This window comes from Crossiella sp. S99.2 (assembly GCF_023094165.1).
In the GTDB taxonomy this organism is placed as follows: domain Bacteria; phylum Actinomycetota; class Actinomycetes; order Mycobacteriales; family Pseudonocardiaceae; genus Crossiella.
Genome location: NZ_JALMDK010000004.1, coordinates 773,366 through 793,513 on the forward strand (window position 1 = coordinate 773,366; position 20,148 = coordinate 793,513).

General features: G+C 67.6%; 13 protein-coding genes. 12 read left to right on the forward strand and 1 reads right to left on the reverse strand.

All coding sequences use genetic code 11. The features are described from left to right. Nucleotides 1-201: 201 nt before the first annotated feature. The 11 genes from MZC64_RS19180 (at nt 202) to MZC64_RS19230 (ending at nt 13,547) form a co-directional block, all read left to right on the forward strand. Nucleotides 202-1,125 carry a conjugal transfer protein gene (locus tag MZC64_RS19180; protein WP_247758102.1) on the forward strand — a complete coding sequence of 308 codons (924 nt, stop codon included), beginning with the start codon at nt 202-204 and terminating at the stop codon, nt 1,123-1,125. Beyond that, the gene (locus tag MZC64_RS19185) at nt 1,122-1,388 is read left to right on the forward strand and encodes a hypothetical protein (RefSeq protein WP_247758103.1); all 267 of its coding nucleotides are present in this window, start codon (nt 1,122-1,124) and stop codon (nt 1,386-1,388) included. The genes MZC64_RS19180 and MZC64_RS19185 overlap by 4 nt, the downstream gene beginning before the upstream one ends. A gap of 2 nt (nt 1,389-1,390) precedes the next feature. Beyond that, complete coding sequence (locus tag MZC64_RS19190; protein WP_247758104.1) at nt 1,391-1,822, forward strand: hypothetical protein; 432 nt, start codon at nt 1,391-1,393, stop codon at nt 1,820-1,822. Nucleotides 1,823-1,875: 53 nt separating this feature from the next. Further along, nucleotides 1,876-4,374: an ATP-binding protein gene (locus MZC64_RS48730; protein ID WP_247758105.1), complete on the forward strand. Its 2,499-nt coding sequence runs from the start codon at nt 1,876-1,878 to the stop codon at nt 4,372-4,374. 41 nt (nt 4,375-4,415) lie between these two features. Next, entirely contained in the window at nt 4,416-4,844 is a 429-nt protein-coding gene (locus MZC64_RS19200) for a hypothetical protein (protein ID WP_247758106.1), read from the forward strand. Nucleotides 4,845-4,929: 85 nt separating this feature from the next. Continuing rightward, complete coding sequence (locus MZC64_RS19205; RefSeq protein ID WP_247758107.1) at nt 4,930-6,942, forward strand: hypothetical protein; 2,013 nt, start codon at nt 4,930-4,932, stop codon at nt 6,940-6,942. 743 nt (nt 6,943-7,685) lie between these two features. Then, entirely contained in the window at nt 7,686-7,976 is a 291-nt protein-coding gene (locus MZC64_RS19210) for a hypothetical protein (protein ID WP_247758108.1), read from the forward strand. A 177-nt stretch (nt 7,977-8,153) separates the two neighbouring features. Next, nucleotides 8,154-9,146: an NlpC/P60 family protein gene (locus MZC64_RS19215; protein WP_247758109.1), complete on the forward strand. Its 993-nt coding sequence runs from the start codon at nt 8,154-8,156 to the stop codon at nt 9,144-9,146. A 588-nt stretch (nt 9,147-9,734) separates the two neighbouring features. Then, a complete protein-coding gene (locus MZC64_RS19220; protein ID WP_247758294.1) occupies nt 9,735-11,771 on the forward strand; it encodes a type IV secretory system conjugative DNA transfer family protein in 2,037 nt (678 codons plus the stop codon). Nucleotides 11,772-11,776: 5 nt separating this feature from the next. Beyond that, nucleotides 11,777-12,319, forward strand: a complete 543-nt coding sequence (locus MZC64_RS19225) for a hypothetical protein (protein ID WP_247758110.1) — start codon at nt 11,777-11,779, stop codon at nt 12,317-12,319. A 481-nt stretch (nt 12,320-12,800) separates the two neighbouring features. Further along, nucleotides 12,801-13,547, forward strand: a complete 747-nt coding sequence (locus tag MZC64_RS19230; RefSeq protein WP_247758111.1) for a DUF6042 family protein — start codon at nt 12,801-12,803, stop codon at nt 13,545-13,547. A gap of 280 nt (nt 13,548-13,827) precedes the next feature. Here the strand turns inward: MZC64_RS19230 and mobF are convergent, their stop codons facing one another. After that, nucleotides 13,828-19,008, reverse strand: a complete 5,181-nt coding sequence (gene mobF, locus MZC64_RS19235; protein ID WP_247758112.1) for a MobF family relaxase — start codon at nt 19,006-19,008, stop codon at nt 13,828-13,830. 394 nt (nt 19,009-19,402) lie between these two features. Between mobF and MZC64_RS19240 the strand changes: the two genes are divergently transcribed. After that, nucleotides 19,403-20,002 (forward strand): hypothetical protein, encoded by a 600-nt coding sequence (locus MZC64_RS19240; protein WP_247758113.1) that lies wholly within the window; start codon nt 19,403-19,405, stop codon nt 20,000-20,002. Nucleotides 20,003-20,148: the final 146 nt, after the last annotated feature.

The window sequence follows — 20,148 nt, forward strand, 5'->3', positions numbered from 1 at the left end:
GCGTGGCGGCGTCAGCAGAAAGCTGGAGGCCTCCAGCCACAGCCCGGAGCAGGCCCCCTCAGTAACAGCGGGCCTAGCGCCCCGTCTGGCCGACCATCGGCACCGCCTCCGCCATCCGGTGAACTACCGGGACCTGGTGCGGCTGCGGCATCCGGATGGACCGTTCTCGAACAGGCGCCTCCGACGCCGTGGTGGACCTCAGTGCGCCGGGGCACGCTGGTGATTCTGGCGCTGGGGGTGCTGCTCACCGGAACGGTGAACATCCTCAGCACCGTCATCGGCTGGCTGGGCACACCGCCACCCTCACCTGGCCCGGCAGAACTGCAGCTCCCGCTGGCCGGATTCGGCGAGCAGGTCGCGGTGGACTACCTGTCCTGGGATTCTGCGGCCAGGCCCGCGCGCCACGCCGCTCTGGCCCGCTACGCCGAACCCGATGCGCGTATCGACGGCTGGGACGGCAACGGGCGGCAGTGGGCCGACAGCCCCTCCACCATCGGCATCACCGCCAACGGCGGGTCTGAATCGGTGGTGACGGTCCGGGTGCGGATCATCCCCGCGGTCCCGGCCGAACGGGACACCCCACCACCGCCTCCATCCGCTGGTGTGCCGCCGGAACCGGCCCCGGTACCCGGCCCGGAAGCGCCAGGCTGGATGGCAGGGCCCGCCCGCTGGGCGACCCTGGCAGTGCCAGTGCGGACTGAGCAGGGCCGGCATCTGGTGATCGCGGCACCGGTGCTGGTGGGCTCACCGCCACCACGGGTGCCCCTGCCCAGTCTTCCCAGCAGCAACAGCAACGAGGACGCCACATTCGGCACCACCACACGTGAGATCGTCCTGCGCCAGCTGCGTTCCTACTCCGAGGGCGAACTGGAGTTCGTCCGCGCCAGCGGTTCCTCCTTCACAGGCCTGCAGCGCCTGGCCACCCTCGACCGGCTCATCCGCTGGCAAGCAGTCACCGAAGCCGACGCCAACGCGCACACCCGCATCGGGGTGGCGACCGTGACCTGGCAGATCGCCGGCGGCGTCGGCAAGATCACCGGCTCCTATCGCGTCGAACTGAAACGACAGAGCGACCGATGGTTCCTGGCTGGTGTCACCGCCGAAATGGGGGCGACAACACCATGACAGTTCTCAGCACGGCACTTGAGCTAGCACAGGTTCTGACGCCCAACTCGGGAATTCGCCTGCGCGACATCCTGTTGGGCATCGCCGGGACCTTTGTCCTTGTCCTGTTCATCTTTCGTGCCGTTGCCAGCTACGCCGCAGGCCACTACGGACAGGTCGTCACCAGTCTCGCGGTTGCAGTGATCGTTGGGGGTTTCGCCTACTTCCCCGATCAAGCCGTGAGCCTGTTGAAAGGCTTCTGGAATTCCTTCGTATGGAGTTGACGATGGCCCTGTCCCTGCCCACAGACACAGCACACCTGAACTACCAGTCCCGCCAGTACGAGCTCTTCGACCGGCCCATTGTCAAAGGGATCGATCGCCGCAAGATGTTCATCACCATCATCGTGGCCCTGGCCTGGTTCATACCTTTGGCCCTGCTGGGTGTGAGTCCACTGTGGAGGTTCGGGCCGACGCTCTATCTCGCGCCGGTGGCGGCGGTGGTCATTCTGGGTACCCGCGTCGATGATTCCGGCCGCATGGCGATGATCGGCTGGTACGACCGGATCCTGTGCCGCTTGCCGAGCCGCCGGTCCGTGATCGACAACCCTGTCCTGGACTACTCACAGCACGTGCCGCATCGACTGAGCCTGAACGTGGTGGTGCGTCTGTCCCACCGTGAGGGTCCTTCCGCGGCACAGAGCCGAGGAAGCTCATGAAGCACTTTTTGCGCCGCCAGCGGCGCCCCTGGCAGCGGGTCACCGCCCCGTTCGTGCGCCCCGTACTGATCACCGACGGGATCGAGGTCACAGAGGACGCGATCTGGGCCTGGGTGCAGATCCCGGAAACCTCGACGTACCTGTTGGAAGAGGATGAACTGGCCCAAGAAACCATGGCCAACTCCGCGGCCCTGGCTGCTCTCATCCCGGCCAACACACAGTGGCATCTCAAGGTCGTCTGGGATCGCCACCGCGGGCAGGACTACCTGGCGGGCTGGGAGGGCATCGACAGCGTCCGTGCTCCGCTGACGCAGGACTATCTCGAACTCGGGGCACACCGCATCGATCTCAACGCCGAGGCCGGCTTTTTCAGGCGGCGCATCGTCCTGCTGGGTGTGGCCTGGAAGGAGGAGGGCCGGGCAGCGGAGCAGCCAGGGCTGCGGCGGCGCTGGGCCCGTGAGCGCGGCATGCGGGAATCGCTGCGGCTGGCGACCCGGCGCCTGGAGATGGTGCGTCCGGAGATCATGCGGTGGCTGAATCAGGCCGAGGCCAGCATTCTGCGGGCTCGGGCGGCCTCGGCCTCACGGATCGCCTGGGCGTGTGCCCGCGAGATGCGCCGCACCATCGGTCTTGACCTGCCGGAGTCTCAGCTACTCACCGGCGGAGCACTGGTCACCTTGCTCAACGGGCAGATGGATCCGACCGTCGGTGAGGACTTCGTCGCAGTCACCGACAAGGTGACCCAGCAGACCCGCTATGTCTCGGTGTTGACCGCGGCCACCAACGGTTTCCCGGTGGGTGAACTGAGTTTGCCTGGTGGTGAGTGGCTGGGCAGCATCCTGACCAGCGTCGCCGACGTCGACGCCTCGGTCCGAGGGATCCACTATGGACATTCGGGGTCGGTGGAGCTTCTGGATGCCGGGCGGGGGCTGGTGCGCAGCCAGATCCGGGAGGCCAGCGCGGTCGGGTCGGCTCCGTTGGAGGCCCTAGAAGCCGAACAGGCGCTGGAGGCACGGCGGCATGAGGTGCAGCGCCGGTTGGATGTGCAGGTCACGACCCATCCTCGTTGGGTGGTGAGCGCCGATACTCCGGGCGAACTCAGCGATCGGGTCACCGAGCTTCGCCAGCACTACGCAGGCACCGTGGAACTACATCGGCCGCACTCCATCCAGGACCTGTTGTGGCAGGAGCTGATGCCGGGAGACGTGCTGCGGGTTCCGGAGTTCGGGCAGGACCAGCCTATGCGGACTCTGGCGGGCAGCTGGTTTCATGGCGGCTCCGCGGTGGGTGATGCCACCGGACCTTATGTGGCCGCCAATCTCGGCTCCAGTCCGAGTCCGGTGCAAGTGCATGTGGTGTCCCGGTCACAGGCGCACAGCACCCAGCCGACCACCATCGCGGTCACCGGCCGCTCGGGCTCGGGCAAGTCGACGCTGGTGCTGCTGCTGGTGATGGGTGCGCTGGCGGAGGGCGCGTGGGTGTTCCTGGTGGACCCCAAGGGTGATCTCGCCGGTGTGCGCTCTGTTGCCGCGGACCTGCTGGGTGTGACCGTGCAGGTCGTGCACGTGATGGACCCGGGGAGTTCGGGAATGATGGACCCGATGCGGTTCGCCCCCGGCATCGACGAGGCGCGGCGGCTGACACTGGACGCTCTGTTGGGTGCTTTGCATCCGCTGGACCGCTCCCGCGGGGAGACGGTGCTCGAACACGCGGTGGATGCGGTGTTGCAGCGCCCGCGCGGATCCTGGTCTGCCCCGGCGGTCATCGGTGAGCTCATCGCGACCGCGGGCGAACACTCGGCGGCGGCGACGGCGCGGGAGATCGGCGAGGTGTTGCGGTTGCGGGCGTTGCAGCCCTCGATGCGGGCCGTGCTGGGCCCTGCTTCCTCGGAGTCCGTGCCGCTGATGACCAGTCGGGGCCTGGTCTATCTGGACATGTCCGGGCTGGGGCTCCCCCAGCATTCGCCTGACCCGAGCAGGTGGTCGGTGGCCGAACGGTGCGCCATGGCCACCTATCACACGGCGTTGGCCTATGCCTCGTTGCAGGGGCGCCATGTCCGGGAGCTGAAGAAGTTGCTCGCGGTGACCGAACTGCACCTGATCACCGCCTATCCCGAAGGCGAAGCGCTGGTGCGGTGGGTCTCCCGCACCGGGCGGGCCAACCAGCTGTGGATGGTGCTGGATTCGCAGGCCGCTGTCGACATGGCCCGGGTGGAGGGTCTGCTGGAACAGGTGGTGATGACCTTCGCCTTCGCCGCCTCCGGTGCGGCCGAGCAGGATGCGCAAGCGAAGCTGTTGCGCCGCAACGAGTCCGGGCCGAGTATGCGGGCCGCGTTGGCGGAGCTGGCTACGGGTGAGTGCATTTTCCGGGACCGCAGAGGCAATCTGGCTCCACTGCAGATTGATCGACTGACCCGGTGGGTCGCCGACGGGCTGTCGACGACGGCGGGGGATGATCGGGCGGATCTGTTGGATTCGCTTGCCCAGACTGGGCAGCCGGGTCCAGTGACCTCGCCGGTAGCCGAGCATTCGGTTGCGGCAGAACAGGAGTGACGATGTCTGTCCGTAGTCGATGGATCGCTGCCGGTGCCGCGGTGGCCGTGGTGGCGACCGCCTCGGTGCTGGCCCTGGTGCTGGGGGAAGGTCCCGACCTGAGTGATCCCCAGAGCGTGGCGATCAGCTATGCCGCACGCTATGTCAGCGGTGACCCTGTGGTGTGCCAGTACGTCACGGGCACGGTGAGGCTGGACCTGGAAAGCCAGGGCCGGTGTGCCGGGAATCCCGCGATGGGGGTTGCTCACCCCCGTGTCCAGGTGATCCTGCCTGTGGTGTGCCCCACGCACGCCGGGTTCGACCTGGAGGTCACTCCTTCACTGGAGACCGGCAAGCCCTATGTCCACATTCGACTGTTGCAGGACAACGGCCAGTGGCGGGTGAAGTCAGTGCTTCCGCTGGCTGATCGCGCCGCGATCAGGCCGTACTCCTGCGCCGCGTCGACACCCCCCACAGCCTCCGGCAGGTGAGATGTTCCGGCTCGGATCCGCACTCCAGCTCATCGCTCCTGCTCCACGGTCTCGGCCGGGCGGCCGATCCCCGGTGTGGGAGGGATTGCTCACTCGGATCGCGTTCATCCGGGCCTGTCTTCCACGGCCGTTGTCGTGGCTTCTCGATGATCCCCGGCGTGCGCTGTTGTTGCTGTGGCTGATCGGCGTGTTCGTGGTGGGTCTGGGCCGTATCGCGTTGGCTCAGAACGGAATCATCGTCGGACCGGATCTGGCCCGTGGCGGACCGCCCACCCTGTTTGAGAAGTACGGTCCGCTGGATTACAAGCTGTTGATCCAGCCCCATGACAAGTCCTCAAGCTGGTTCGATATCGCCAAGGCCGGCTTGAGCGTGCTGGGCTGGTTGAACAATGTGTTGCTGTGGATCAGTCTGGGGCTGGTCTATGGCGGGCTGACCTTGTTGCAGTGGTTCTTGAATCTGACCCTGTACGCCGACACGGCCCCGCAGATCGACATCGCGGTCGCCATGATCGCCAACCACGTGTTCTTCCCGCTGATCGCGGCCACCACGGCGATCGGTGCACTGGTCACCTATGGCCGGTGGCGTGGTGGCGGAGGCGATGTTGTCGGGGATCTGGCGTGGGTTGTGGCCGCCGCTGTGCTGGGTATCGGTTTTGCCTCCGGCCCTTCCTCGATCATGCGCATCATCGACGAGGCGCGTCAGGACCTGGCCAACGGTGTGATCACCGGGGCGACCGGATTCTTGAACGCCACCGGGAATCCGACAGGATTTCCGACCCCGGATCTGACCGGCACTACCCAGCAGGTCGGGTCACGGAAGCTCGCTGACGGCCTGTGGTCGACCTTCGGCGCGACCCCGTGGTGTCTGGTGCAGTTCTCGGACCTGGAAATCTGCAAGGTCGCCGGGCACCACGCTCTGGGCAACACCGAGACCTGGCAACGGTGGCTCAAGGCGCTGGAAGACCAGACGGCCATCCCGGAGTTTCGGGATCGCACGGACTGGATCCGCGGGAATGATCCCACGCGCACCGGCATGCTCGTGCTGCTCCTGCTCATCGTCATCCCGTTCGCGATTTTCCTGCTCAGGCTGGTCATCGCGGGACTGACCGCTGTGGTCGGGTTCCTGGTGGTGCTGCTGATCGGCCTGGTGTTCCTGACCTTCTGGACCATTCCCGGCTTCTTTCGCGAGCTGGGCATCCGGTACTGGATTTACGTTGTGGGACTGCAATTGCAGGCGCTGTTTGTCACTGTGGTGATCGCGGCGGTGATGGTGCTGGTGACGATCATCCTGATGGCTGTAGGCCGGTACGGGTTCATGGTGGCCGCGGTGCTCAACGTCATGGCGCTGGTGGCCGCGGTCAAGGCGCGTGCCTGGCTGGAGCTGATGACCAACATGAGCGGCGCGTCCTCGATGGGCTACGGCGGTGCCATGGTCATGCACACCGTGGCCGGGGTGACGGCCTCGGCCATCACCAAGATGGTCGGTGGCGGTGCGCGGGCGGGGATGGATTCGGCGCATCGGGGATGGCGGGAACTGACCGTCAGCACGATTCAGGGCCACTACGACCATCCCCGCTCTAGCGAGCAATCCAAGACGCGGTCGCGTGCAGGTCTGGACGATGGGCCCACGCGGTCCCGCGGGGCCGGGGGCGGCAGGGGTGGCGAGCCGGCCGCGCTGGAGGTGGGTCGTTCACGGACACAGCGGGGCTGGGCTCGGGCTACCTCGTGGCTGCAGGAAGCCGGCAGGTCGCTGCTGGTGCCCTTTGGTAAGCCGGGCTCAGCTCGTGCACGCCGGAGCCGGTCTGAGCGTGGAGCACCTACTGCTGCCTCCTCTGGAGAGCACGGTGGTGGGTCTTCGGCTGCGGAGGCATCCGGTGGCGCCCCGGCAGACAGTGGCAGCAAGCGTGGGTCGACTGCGCCTCTTGACGATGCGGGGCGGGGAAGTAGTGCCGGGAAGTCCCGTTCTGGTGAGGAGCAGGTGCACACGATCACTTCCATGGATCCTCCGGCACCGCCGAAACCACGACCACGGGGAAAGACCCCGCCGCCTGCTGGTGGTGGCGGCAAGTCTGCACCACCCAAGGGAGGTACGTCATGACGGAGAATCCGGAGGCTGACGCCCAGCGCGTGCGGAGGACTGTTCCGGGCACGAGTGGGCGCGATGCCAGTCCTGGAGAACGCCTCCGCACGGTGCGGCAGGCACTGGTGGGGTCTGATCTGGTGGCGCCGGGCCCGGGCCTGCTGCCGTTTGGGCGGCGTGCCCGTGCTCTGCGGCGTCGCCGCCGGGAGGTGGCCACCGTCGCCGAGCAGCGGCGGCGTGAGTTGCGTGAGCAGGTGCTGGCAGAGTGGGTTTCGCGAGACCCCGTTGCTCGGCGGCGGCGCCGGGTCAGGGGGCGGGTTCCTCGTGGTGGAGTCCTTGCGCTGGCCGGTGTCACCGCGGCGGTGTTCACCGTCGTGGCGTTAATGCCCTCGACAGTGGCTGACCCGGTGCAGGACGGTCCCAGCCAGCTCACCCAGATATCTGCGTCGCCGGCGGGTCCACGTGTGACCGCTTCGAGTGTCGCCTCCGCTTCGAGCACAGCTTCGAGCGTGCCTGTCCAGGACAAGGCCGTGCCGCCTGTTCCACCCGTTCCGCCTTCGGGTGTGAGCGCACTGTCGCCCCCTCCTGCGCTTCCGCCTGTGGATCCGGGTTCGGTGCGGCTGGTGGAGCCACCACCGCCGACAGTGGACTCCGCGGAGTTGTCCACTCCGGAGTCCGCGGCCGTGGCGTGGCTGTCTCGCTGGTGTCCCTTCGACTATCGCCAGCCGTTGGGCGCTGCCGAGGATCGGTCACGTGATGCCATGACGGCTCAGGAGTGGTCGCGCTTTGATCCGCGCGGCAACCCTGCGGTGCAACGTTCCTGGCAGCTGACTGTCGCCGCACGGGAAACGGCTCGTTGTTCCCAGCCTCAGGCGCTGGTCTCCCCCGCTGCTCCCCGCACCGCCGATTCCGCGATCGTGTTCCTGGATGCGTGGCGGGTGGTGACTGCGGAGAACGGCACGTCCTACACCGAGTCCGTCCAGGAAAGTCGCATCCTCCGGCGAGAACCGGACCGGCTCTGGCGGGTGGACGCGGCCACGGTGGGCGGGTGAGCCGCGGTGAGGGGCGTCATCGGCCTTGCGGCAGGTTTTCTCGGGTTGCTCTTGCTCACCATCATTATGGGAGTGGGCAGCATGGGCGGTGGTCTGTCGTCGCCGCCGCCGGGTGGTTGCACGACAGGTGATCCTGGTGATGGCCCCAGGCCGGGGCCGCCGGACTCCCCTCGTGAGGTGAAGCTGTCCGCGGCGCAGATGGCCGTGGCTCGGACCATTGTCGCTACGGGCAAAGGCATGGGTGTGCAGCAGCGTGGCCTGGCTCTGGGTCTGGCGGTGGCCATGCAGGAATCCACGCTGAATCCGGATGCGGTCAGCGGCCGCAGCGTGGGGCTGTTCCAGCAACAAGGCGAGCTGTACCAGCACGTGAATCGGCGGGACCCCGAGTCAACCTCCGCGGCCTTCTACACCATGTTGCTGCGCCGTGTGCCTGGCTATGCCGACCAGGCGAATGTGGGTTTTGCCGCGGCAGCACAGGAGGTGCAGCGTTCCGGCGCCGGAGCGCACTGGTATGCCCGGTGGGAGCGGTGGGCCTTGGGCATGGCTGCCCAGTTGGATCTGGGGCCGCTGAGCCAGCCACGGCCTGGTGAGACTGTGTGCAAGGTCGGCGGGGGTTCCGGAGCCGTCAAGGTGATGGTGAAAGGGCTGACGGTGGTGCTGCCGCCAGAGGCCGGTGTGCAGGGCGAGTTCACTTTCCCCAATTCCCAGGCGGCCACCGCTGCCGCCGCTGCACTGTCCTATCTGGGCACTCCCTACGCCTGGGGAGGCGGCGACGCGCAGGGGCCTGGCCGGGGAACCCGCGATGGTGGTCCGGCTGATAGGCACAAGGACTTCGAGAAGGTCGGGTTTGACTGTTCCGGTCTGACGACCTATGCCTGGGCACAGGCTGGGGTGAATCTGGTTCGCCAGTCTGCGGGGCAGTTCATGTCGGCGCGCACCAAGGTTCCGTGGGAGCGGGCGCTTCCTGGAGCCCTGCTGTTCTGGGACACCGCCAAGGTGCACCACGTCGCCTTGTACCTAGGCGAAGTCGACCTGGGTGGCCGGCAGGGGAAGAGGAAGTTCATGGTCGAGGCACCCTATTCAGGGTCCTTCGTCCGCGTCAGCCCTGTACAGCTGTCGGGGCTCCGCTCTCAGGTCGCCCATCCCTGGGGCGAGACACGGTCGTCCTGAATGGACTGTTGGTCTCGCGATCCCCGGTGTTCCGTGCGGGTCATCGTTGCTGCGTCGTCGCGAGGGGAAAACCTCTGTACCGCGATAGCCCATGTTGTCTGGCAGCTCAGCGAATCCGTCCCCTGTCCGGCATCAGCTTGCCCCCCGAGTACTCCCGGATACCGGGCCTGGCTTCCCGTCAGATCCTGCCGCTGGGATCCCCCGTTGGGCAGGAATCCGTTAACTGTTAAGGAGAACGTCTGTGATCCAGGAGCACACCAGCGGTGCCTCGCGAGAGGGAACCGCGGCAGGGCCAGGTAGAGACGACCGCGCCGCGGCGCGAGGCGAGCGGGACAGGACGGTCATCGTGGGAGGCTGCCGGAGGAGCCGGTTGCGCTCGTTTCGGTCTCCGATCTCCGCTCGTGGCCGTCAGAGTGCAGTGTCCGTACTGGAGTTCCTGGCCGTGCGGAGGCCGATGGCGGGTCGTCTGCCGACTGTGAACGAACCGGACGGCGGGCTTGGTCTCCGTAAGGCTTGGGCCAGGAGGAGGACCGCGTCTCTCGGCTGCGGACACGAGTGGACTGTCGGGAGGTGGCCGCTGTGCCGGTGATGTCTGGGAAATCCCGTCTGTTTACCCGCCGCGAGCGGTATCAGTGGTTGCTGCTGGTGGTCCTGGGCGTCCTTGCCGCTGTAGCGGCGGCGGCGCTGGGCGTGGGGTTCGCGTCATGGTGGGACGGGCTGGGGTGGCAGTGGCCGCGGGTGGGGCTTCGGCCGTTGTTCACCGGTGACGGCTCATCGGGGTTGCTGGGGTTGCCCCGCGGGGATCAGCCTTTGACCGGCCGGCGGCAGTTCCAGTTCCCTGTTTCTGTGGTGTGGGCCGGCAACCCGTGGTTGATCGCCGGTGTGGCGGGTGCGTTGTGGCTGGGCTGGTTCCGCTACGTCTTGCAACCGTTGCATCGGCTGTTCGCTGAGCCCGCTCGGCATCAGCATCTGGCTGGGCGCCGGGAGATCCGCGCGGTTCTGGGAGTACGGGCTGCGCGTCGCACTGGGGCGTGGACGTGGCCGTCTAGTTCGCGGTGGCAGCGGTGGTGGATGCCGGTGACAGCGTTCGCCTGGTGTGTCGGCTATCCGAAGCGGGGCGGATGGCAGCGACGGATGTGGGTCAATTTCGAGTGGCGGGCCCGGATTGTGGCCGGTCCGGGCTGGGGCAAGACCGAGCGCGCGCTGGTCCGGATCGTCCGGCAACTGCCGGGTGGGTGCATGGTGTGCTCGATCGAGCCGGGGATCTTCACCCGCACGGTTCTGGCTCGTCGGTTCCGCCGGCAGCGGTTGCGGTGGTGGTGGCTGAGCCTGCTGGCGCGGCCGTGGTTGCCTCGGTGGGAGGCTCCTGTGGCGGTGGTCGATTTCACCTCACCGGATGCCCGTCAGGCCGCTGGGTGGCCTGAGGTGAAGTGGAATCTGTTGATCGGGTGCGAATCGATCACGGTGGCCACGCGGTATGCCGAGGCGTTGGTGACCGGGGTCGAGGCGGAGCAGAAGCAGGAACGTGGCAGCGGCAATGACAAGTTCTTCAGGGATTCCGCCGGTGAGGTTGTCGCGGCGTGGCTGCATGCGGCTCGTCTGGGCGGTTTGGAGATCAGTGACATCCTGGTGTGGCTGGGGCAGGTGGACCATCCGCAACCGCGCTCGATTCTGGAGTCTGACGAGCGCGCTGACTCCAGCGCGCTCAGCGCGCTCAACACACATCTGGACGGACTGGCCGGCACGACGACCAGTGGCGTGAAACGGTATGTCTCGTTGGCGTTGCGGGCGCTGGCTTCTCGTGACGGGCAGCGCATGTCTGGCTCTCAGCATGATCCGGATCAGTTCGACATTCGCCGGTTCATCGCCGAGGGCGGAACGCTGTATCTGCTGGCGGATCCGACTGTGATCGACCGGGTGCGGCCGCTGCTGTCGTTGTTCGCCGCTGAGGTATTCCGAGCGGGAGAGCAGGAGGCGTTGGCGCAGCCGGCCCCGTATCGGCTTCCTCAGCCGTTCATCGGGGTGGTCGATGAACTGCGTGCGGGCATCACGATTCCGGATTTGCCGTACACGGTGACGGCGCGGCGGAAGTACGGGATCGGTGTTATTTATGCGGTTCAGTCGGCGTCGCAGGAGGACGCGCTCTATGGGGCGGAGGCTGAGGCGTTGCGCTCCGGGGCTCGGGTGTCGGTGGTGGGCGGGCTGGAGATGTCGAGCGCGTCGGAGTTGACCCGGCGGGCCGGGGTCGGGCCGGTGGTGGTTCCCACGCATGCGGATCGGCTCGGTGGCCGCAATTCAGAGACTGTGGCGCGGGAGGAGATTCTGCCGATCTCGGATCAGCAGCGGTTGCGTGATGGTGAGGCCGTGCTGGCGGTGCATGGGCTGCCGTTGATGGTGGCGCGGCTGCCCTCGACCTATGAGCAGTGGTGGTTGGCCCGGCGGTTGCGGCATGAGGCGGCCGCGGTGAGTGCCGATGTTGTGAAGGCGCGGTCGGTCGTGGCGCCGGTGCGCCGGGAGCCGAGTGCGGCGGCGCGCGCCGCCGGTTTCGGTGCTGAGCCAGGTGCCGCGCCGTTGCCACCTGGGCTGGGCAGTCGGTCTGATGATGGTCGCGGTAGTGGGAGGTAGTTCGGGTGCGGCTTGACCAGTTCGATGCTGATGACTTCGAGGTGCTCCGGGAGCTCTATGACGCGCCGACGTCGGGCAGTGGTCCTGGTAAGCGCCGGGCGCGGCACCCGTGGAATCGGCGGGCGCTGACGGAGCGCGAGGCTGACGCTCAGGATCGCCTGTCGAGGACGTTCGCCGTGCACTACAACAGGCGGTGGGCTCAGAGTGTCCGGGAGTTGATCCCGCCGTGCTGGCCGGAGCACGATGAGCTGACCGATGAGCTGGATACGTTGTGCTGGACCTGGTACTACGCGCACTGGGATGAGCGCGCGAACGCACTGACCCCCGCGGAGTTCCGTCTGCGTTATCTGCCGGGATTTCGGTCGCGGTTGCCGCGGTTGCTGGGGCCTAACGGCCTGCTGTGCCAGGAGGGTAAGCATCCTGTGGGGTGGCGTCGTGTGGTGGAGGCGCAGATCCAGGTGCTGGAGGCGATCGGTCGCGACCGTGGCGCCGCGAAGGCCGCGCGGATCCGCCTGAGGGAACAGGATTTCGGGTTCGGCGTTGAGTAGCTCCGGACGAGACCGAACCCAGCGAACCCTGTAGCACAGGTCCAGACCTGCATTGCCTCTCCCGTCTCTCTCGAGCGTGCCGGCTCTCGGGGAGAGCGGATCCGCCACCGCGGGTCGGTGACTGTGTCGTTCGGAGTGCGGCCGTGAAGACGTGCACTGGGACTGTCCTGGATCGACAGGGGGCGGCGCGGCGTACACGGCTATCGGAGTGCTGCTGACCAGTCCATCTGGTGCGATGTGCGCCCTCGGCTGCGGTGTTGGCACTTCGTGCGGCGGATGTCGGCTGGTGTGGGAGGGGGCCTTTGTCGCTGTGACAGCGCCCTGTACTTGTCTGAGTATGTAGGTCGGGATGTGCTGGCCGTCTTGTTCCTGTCTTGTCGGTGGAGTGCCTATTTCGGGTGTTTCCGGGGCTGGTTGCTGTACTCGGTGTGTGCGTTGTTGGTTGGCTTCTCCTGCGAGATGCCGTGATGAGGGGAGAGTCGTGTTCGCGGACGCGAGCGAAGAGTTCATCCTCACGGGATGGACGCTGCTGCTGCCAGAGGATGCGCTTCGGCTGGTGTTGCGGGTCGAGCAGGTACAGCGGCACGGCGAGGCTATGACGGTGGAGATGTTGCTGGCGCCGTTGGGCGGGTTGCAGGCACCGCTGGGGCGCTGGGCGGACTCGGCCGGGACAGCCGAGCAAGCAGAACAGGGCCAGCTCGCCAGGCTGGACCGGTATCTAGCGGGGCTGCCTGCGTTTGCGCAACACGGCCTGGCGTATCCGGTGTCGATGGGGCAGTTGCTGGCGCTGCTGGAGCAGGTCGGTGTGCTGAAGCGGGCGACGGAAGGCGTGGAGTACCGGTGGTCAATCGCCCGTCCGATGAGCCGTGCAGATGAGGTCTTGGACTTGCCAGAGGGGGCGCTAGGCGGGATCGAGCGGGTGCGCTGGTTCACCATGGCCGCGGTGCCCGGTTTCACAGCTCTGCTGCCTCACTTGTGGGATATGGGCAAGCCAGCGGTGCTGGAGTGCACCCTGGCCGGGCTCGCTGCGGACTGCGAGGTGGCTGAGGAATCCGTGCGTGCTGCGCTGCAGCACGGCATCGAGATGAACTACTGGACTGTCACTGCACCTGTTTCGCAGGGGCAGGCGGTGCGGGCTGATCCGGAGCGGGTGAGTTCCTCGACTGTGGTCACAGTGATGCTGGATTGGGAGTTCCTCGACCGGGTGCTGGCCAGGCAGACAGGCTGAGAGTGGCTCGGTGCCCGCGTGGTGAGGTGTCTTTTAGACATTCGGGTGGGCTGTTGTTCGACCGTCAGCGGTGGCGTTCGGCATCTAACAGCCACCGGCCACAGCGGTTCTCGGGTGGCCCGGTGAGGATGCCGGACCACCCGTTGGTCGTGGTGACCAGGCTGGCCGGTGTGTCGCGGTCGGGCAGACTAGGAGATGCAGGGCGTGTGGTGCACGGTCTGCGATGCCGGGTGCCTCTCTGGGAACTGGCGCGCTACGCGTGGGTTGGAGGGGCCTTCCGTCAGTTGTCTGGACCGGGTTCGGGAGCGGGGTGCGGTGCCGGGATGTCGGTGTCGATGATGGGGTGCGCGCCGGGCTGGTAGTCGATAACGGGGTCGGCGGTGTGTGCCTGTTCGGGGTGGCGGGCTGTGGTGAGGGCGCCTTGTCGTTGCAGTGCTTCGGCCTGGCGTACTGGTTCGGGTTGGTGGTCACGTAGGCGTTTCTCGGCGCGGAGCGCGGCCAGTTCAGTGGCTTCCTCGACGACTCGGGTATGCAGCCTCTGGTGGTGCAGGCGGGCAGAGTTGGCGGTGTCGTGGTCACGTTGGACTGCGAGTTGGCGTGCGAAGTCGTAGTCGTTTTCCACAGCGTTGGCCATGGTGATGATGCGTCGGTAGTTCGCGGGCGGCCCGAGTTCGGGGGTGAGGTCGGCGGCTTCCTCGGCACAGGCTTCGGCCATGTGTCGGGCGCGTCGTTCGGTGACGGTGGCTTGAGCGATCGTGCTTTCGGCGCGTGTCCGGGCGTCTCGGCTCAGGGTGCCGCTGGCACGGTCGTAGAGGGCTTGGGCTCGCTGGCGGGCGGCGTCCTCAGCGAGTGCGGTGTAGTCCTGGTAGCCCTGGTGAAGTTTGAGGGCGTGCTCGGCTTTGATCGCGCGTTCGCGGTGGTAGGCCAAGTCGACCTCGAGTGCGGTGACCTTCAGGCCGGTGTGCTGGCGGGCCGCGTGGGTGAGTTCGTCTGCGCGTTCAGCGGCGGCGAGGCGTTCGTTGTCGAGGTGGGTAAGGCTGCGTTCGGTGGCGGTGATGCGGTGGTAGAGCGTGTCCTCGTCGAGACCCCCGTAGGGCCGCAGTTGCCATGGGGCGTCGTGATCTGTGGTGATCGGTTCGGGTTCTGGCTGCGAGGGCTGGGGTGGTTCGGCAGCTGGTGGCGGGGGTGTGGTGGCGGCTTCCGGTTGGGGTGTGGCGGTCTCGGGTTCCGGGTGCGGTGCCTCGGCCTCGGGGTGTTGTGGGGCGGAGTCGGGGTGCTGCGCCGGGCTGGCTTCGGGGTGGGTCTCTGCCTGCTCGGGTTCGGGGGTGGTGGTGGGGTCGGGGAGGGCGGCGAGGTTCTTGGTGAAGACGGCTGTGGTGTAGGCGGAGGGGTTGTGGGCGTTGAGGACGCGGCCTGGGGCAACGGCGGCGAGTACGTCGCGTACGTCGTCGGGGTCGTAGCCGCGGTCGAGGGCTTGTTCGATGCGGTAGGCGAGGGCGCCGAAGGCGGGGCCGGTGAGTACGGCGTGGACGGCGTGGTGGGTGCCCCAGACTTCATGGAGGGCTTCGGCGGCGATGTCGCGGCGGTGAAGTTCGGCGAGGCGGCGTTGCTCGGCCTGGTGTTCGCGTTCGGCTTGGGCGGCGTCGTGGTCGACGAGCCGGTTGAGCAGGTAGGCGGAAAAGCGTGATTTGTGGACGATGCTGGGGTCGGCGATCTTGTCGAGGGCGAGTCGGGACAGCAGGTCGTGCAGGTCGAGACCGGCTTGGTGGTGGCGGTCCATGGCCCGGACGAGGGCGTCGAAGCTGGTTTCGGCGTACAGGGTGTGCACGAGGTCGGGGTGGTTGGGCCAGGCCTCGTGGAGGAGGTCGGCGGCTTGGTCGCGTGCTTGTTGGCGTGCCTGTTCGGCTTCGGCTCGTTCGGCGGCGCGGCGGAGATGGCGGACGGCGTCGTCGACGCAGTAGGCCAGAAACGCGGCTTTGTCGCGGACTCGGGGTGAGGCCAGGGTTTCGATGGGGATTTCGCCGATGACGAGTTCGGTGTCCCAGCCGGCCTCGACGGCTTGGTCCAGGCGGGTGATGAAGCGGTCGAAGCCGGGTGACTCGGCGAGGTGGGTGATGAGGTCCTGGTGGTGGATCCAGGTGTCGCGGAGCAGGTCGATGACCTCGCGGCGTCGGCGGGCGGCGTTGCGGTCGGCTTCGGCGCGTTGCCTGGCTTGTTCACGGGCTTGGCGGCGGTCGGGTTCGTCGCGGGTGCGGTAGGCGTGGCTGCCGAGGAGGTGGCCTTCCTCGTCAGCGAACTCCGGGAGGCGTAGGTCGAGGACGACGGGGCGGTCGTTGCCGTGGGTGGCGGTGCTGCGGGCGTGTGCGGCGAGTTTGGCGATGACCCTGTGGTCGCGTTCCTCGGGGGTGGGGGTTCCGTAGAGGTAGGTGTCGGTGTCGGTTTCCAGGTCGGAGCGGGCGGCGAAGGCGTGGACGGATCGGAGGTGGCGGCTGGTGGCGACGTGGAATCCGTTGGCGTCGGCACCGCGGGTGTCGAACAGGACGGTGCCGCCGCCGTCGAAGCCTTCGGGCAGTGTCCAGGTGTCTCGGACGGTGAGGCCTTCGGATTTGAACAGGGTCATGGCGTAGGCGAGGTCAACTCCCCCGTTTTCGATGTAGCGGCGGCTGAGGTCGGCGGTTTTGGTCTGGCGGCCTTCGGGGGTGTCTTGCTGCCATTCGACGCGGAGGGTTCCGGTGTCGCCGATGCCGGTGACGAGGCCGCGGTAGCCGTTGAGGACGGGGTTGCCGGTGACGTTGATCTGTCCACGGTCGTTGCGGCGCAGCATGATGTGGTCGCCGAGGTGGAAGGTGATGTTGTTGCCGCCGCCGAGGTCGTAGGTGCGGCCTTCGCCGAGTTCGTCGAGGGTGAGCCGGAGTGCTTGGGCGGCGGCGTTGATGCGGTTGACGGTGTCGTTGTGGGCGGCCAGCATCACCAGGCCGCGCATCTCGGTGTGGGGGTCGGGGGCGCCTTGGCGTTGGTGGAGCCAGGTGGCGAGCATGGCGGCGGTGGCTTCGTCGCCGGTTTCGGTGACGATGAGGCGTTGGTTGTGCAGCCATTGGGTGAGGGCTTCGGCGTAGCGGCCGTCGCGCCAGCTGGCGATGGCGGCGCGTTCGTCTTCTTCGATCTGGCGGCGGTTGTCGGAGAGGGTGAGGCCGCCGACGATGTCGTGGATGTGGCGGAACAGTGAGCCGATGCCGACGCCGCGGAGTTGTTTGCTGTCCCCGATTTCGATGATTTTGGTGCCGGTTCGCTGGGCTTCTGTGTAGATGACGGCGCGGTCGCGGTCGTCGGTGAGGTTGGCCTCGTCGATGATGAGCACGTCGATTCCGGTGAGCCCCAGCAGGTCTTCTGTGGTTACTTCGTGGACGGCGGCGTCGGGGTCGGGGTTGGGGGTGTCGGGTGGGCCGTGGATGCGGTGGAGCCATTGGGCGATGGTCTTGGACGGGATGCCGGATTCGACTTGCAGGTTGGCGGCGGCCACGGCGGCGGTGGCGGCTCCGGCGATGGTGCAGCCGGCGGCGGTGAAGATGGAGCGGACGACGGCCATGGTGGTGGTTTTGCCTGTGCCGGGGCCTCCTTCGAGGGCGTCGAGTGCGGTGCCGAGGCCGGTGAGTCGGCGTACGGCGGCGGTTTGTTCGTCGGTGAGGGCGTGGCCGTGGATGACCTCGGCGGTGTCGAGGGCGAGGTCGACCAGGTCGGTGTCGATGACCAGGTGTGGCAGTGCGGTGGTGGGGTTGTTCTGTGCTGCGCGCAGGATGGTTTTTTCTGCGGTGAGGACGTCTGTGGTGGTGTAGGTGGCGGTGTTGGCCATGTGGTCGGCGCCGAGGTGGACGTGGTTGCCGCCGGTGGCGTTGGTGTTGCGGGGCAAGGGGATGAAGCCGGCGTGGGCTAGGACGGCGTCGGTGAGGACTTCGATGTCGTGGGGTGAGCGGGCGCCTTGGCCGAGCTGATCGGCGACCCGGGCCAGTGCCTGGGCCCGGGTGAATCGTCGGGCGTTGGCGGTGAGTCCGGTGCTGGGGTGCAGGAGTTGGGCGGCGATCTCGGCGACGGTGGGAGGGGCTGGGGGCTCGGTGGTGTGGTGGAGGACGCCCTCTATCAGCGTCTGGGGGTCTGAGCCTGCGGCGCGTTCCATGTCTTGCCAGATGTCGCGCAGTAGCGCGTCGCTGGCGTTGCTGGTGGCGTCTTTGGCTTGGCGGGTGTTCTGTTCGGCGGTGTGGCGTTGGTGCTGGGTGGCTTTGTCTGGGTCGATGCCCATGGCGGTGAGGGTGGAGCGGATCTCGGCGCGGCGGCGGGAGAAGCGGTCGAGGGTGGCTTGGGGTACGCCGGCGATTTCCCAGGCGCCGTTGCGGTGGTTGCGTTCCCAGCGGATGCCGAGTTGTTCGGCGGTGTCGTAGCGGATGAGGGCTTTGGCGATTTCGCCTGCGGCTTTGGCGTGGCGGATGAGGTCGCGTCCGCCTGCGGCGATGGTGGACCAGCCGCCGTCGGAGCCGCGGGCCATGTTGGCCAGGGTGAGGTGGACGTGCCAGTGGGGATCGCCGACGGTGGCGCCTTCGACGGGGCGTGCGGCGCGGTGGACCATGGTCCAGCCCAGGTAGCCTTCGGCGGGCAATGTGGTTGCGGTGTGGCCTTTTCCGTGTTTGCCGCGCATGACGTAGGCCGTGGTGGATTCCAGCCAGGCGAAGGTTCTGTGGATGGCGCGGAGGTAGATCTCCTCGACGTTCTCGGCGATGTCCTGGGGGGCGAAGGCGAGCAGGAGGCTGGCGGATTTGGGGATGTGGAAGGTGATGTCGTAGCCGGCGTTGCCGGTGATCACGCGGCGGGGCACGCGTTGTTCGGTGACGGTGCCGTCCTCGCTGACGACTTCGATGACCTCGAACAGGTTGGCCGCGGCGGTGGCGTAGACGTCTTCGCCCCAGAGGTCGTTGACGTTGAGGTCTGCTAGGTCTGCGAGGCGGCCGGCGCGGTCGGCGGCGATGAAGGCCCTGTCGCCTTTGGCGGCGACTTCGCGTTCGGCGGTGGTGAACCAGTCGCGGAGGTTCTGGGTGGGCAGGATCTCGTCGATGTCGACGTCGGCTTCGGCGGCGACGCTGCGGATCGCGCTGACGAGGGGTTTGGCGGGGACTTTCGCGGCGTGGGGGATGCTGCGTTTGGCTTTGACGAGGATGTCGCCGGTGCGGGGGTGGCGGCCCTCACGGAGGCGGCGTGCGGCGGGGAACTGGTCTTTGGTGAGTTCGGTGTTGGCCTGGATGCCGACTGTGGCCAGGCCTTTGCCGATCCACATCAGTGGGCGCTCGGTGGCGTCGATGCGGTAGGTGAGCTGGCCGTCGCCGCTGTCGGGGTGGCAGGGGTGTTTTTGGCCGAGGCGGTACTCCCAGAGGGCGCGGTTCTGCCCGATCGGGGTCACCTGGGCCACGGGGCTCATGCCTTTCGGCTGAGTGACGCTCTAGGGCGTCTTGTGGGCCCACACCCGTATCCCGCGAGGGATACCATAGTGCAAACGGGTGATGGTTGTCATCCATTCAGGTGATGAACGATGAGTGCGGTAGGCAGAACGGGGCTGGCGGCGGAGCGGTGTCGGCGGTGGGTGAGGTCCGGCAGGCCAGGGGTGTGGGGCAGGCTCTTCCTGCCCCACACCCCTACTGCGGTCCCTTGGGTGGGTCGGGTGTGTGTGGTGAGTGGCATCGGTGCGTTCCGGGGTGTGGGGGGCTGTGGCGGCGCAGCCGCCTCCGCTCGGTGTTGCCTGGGGCGGCGGGTGCTGGGCGTGCTTAGGATGGTGGGTGGGTGGGTGTGGGCTGGGTCCCTGGAAGGGGCTGGTCGTGCGCGCACGGAAGAGGTCGGCTCGGGAGATTGCCGCAGCGTTGGCTGCGGAGGAGAAGTCGCTGATTGAGGCGCGGGCCGCCGCGCTGGTGAAGGTGATGGACGCGGCTGAGGCTGTGCACCGCAGCGAGGTTGCGGCGGATGAGCGGGCGCAGCAGTTGCGGCGGCGGGGCAAGGAGCGCAAGAAGGCGCTGGATGCGCGCGCGCACCAGAGCATCGCTGCGATCCGGGAGCGGGTGGCCACGGAGAAGTCCAGGCTGGATGCACAGCTGGCTGAGGGCTTGGAGGCTGGGAAGCGGGCGGTGCGGCGGGCGCGGGTGGCTGCGGGTGAGGCGGTGGCGGCCGCGGTCGCGCTGGAGGGTTCGCAGGATGCTGTGGTGGCGCGGACCGGTGGGGACTCGGTGCGGGTGCTGGCGTGGGTGCGCGCGGCGGAGCGGGCGGCCGCGGAGGCTGCGCGGCCGGGCGGGGAGGCCGGGTCTGTGGCCGCGCCACAGGCTGAGGTGGCCGAGGGCGGGAATATCGCGGGCGGCGGGTCAGCCGGGCCAGGCGACGCGGCGGAGGATGTCGGGGCGGTGCAGGAGTCGCGGCCGCGGTGGTGAGGTGGTGAAGGTCGCGGGCAGGGCTGTACCGCGTCAGCGGTTCCGCTCGCTTGTGGTGTCCTGGTCGCGGAGCGGGCAGGACTATGTGGACTGTGGCGGGGTCGCGAGCTTGCGAGCGGCCTCGTCTCCGTTGCCCGTCGGGCGTG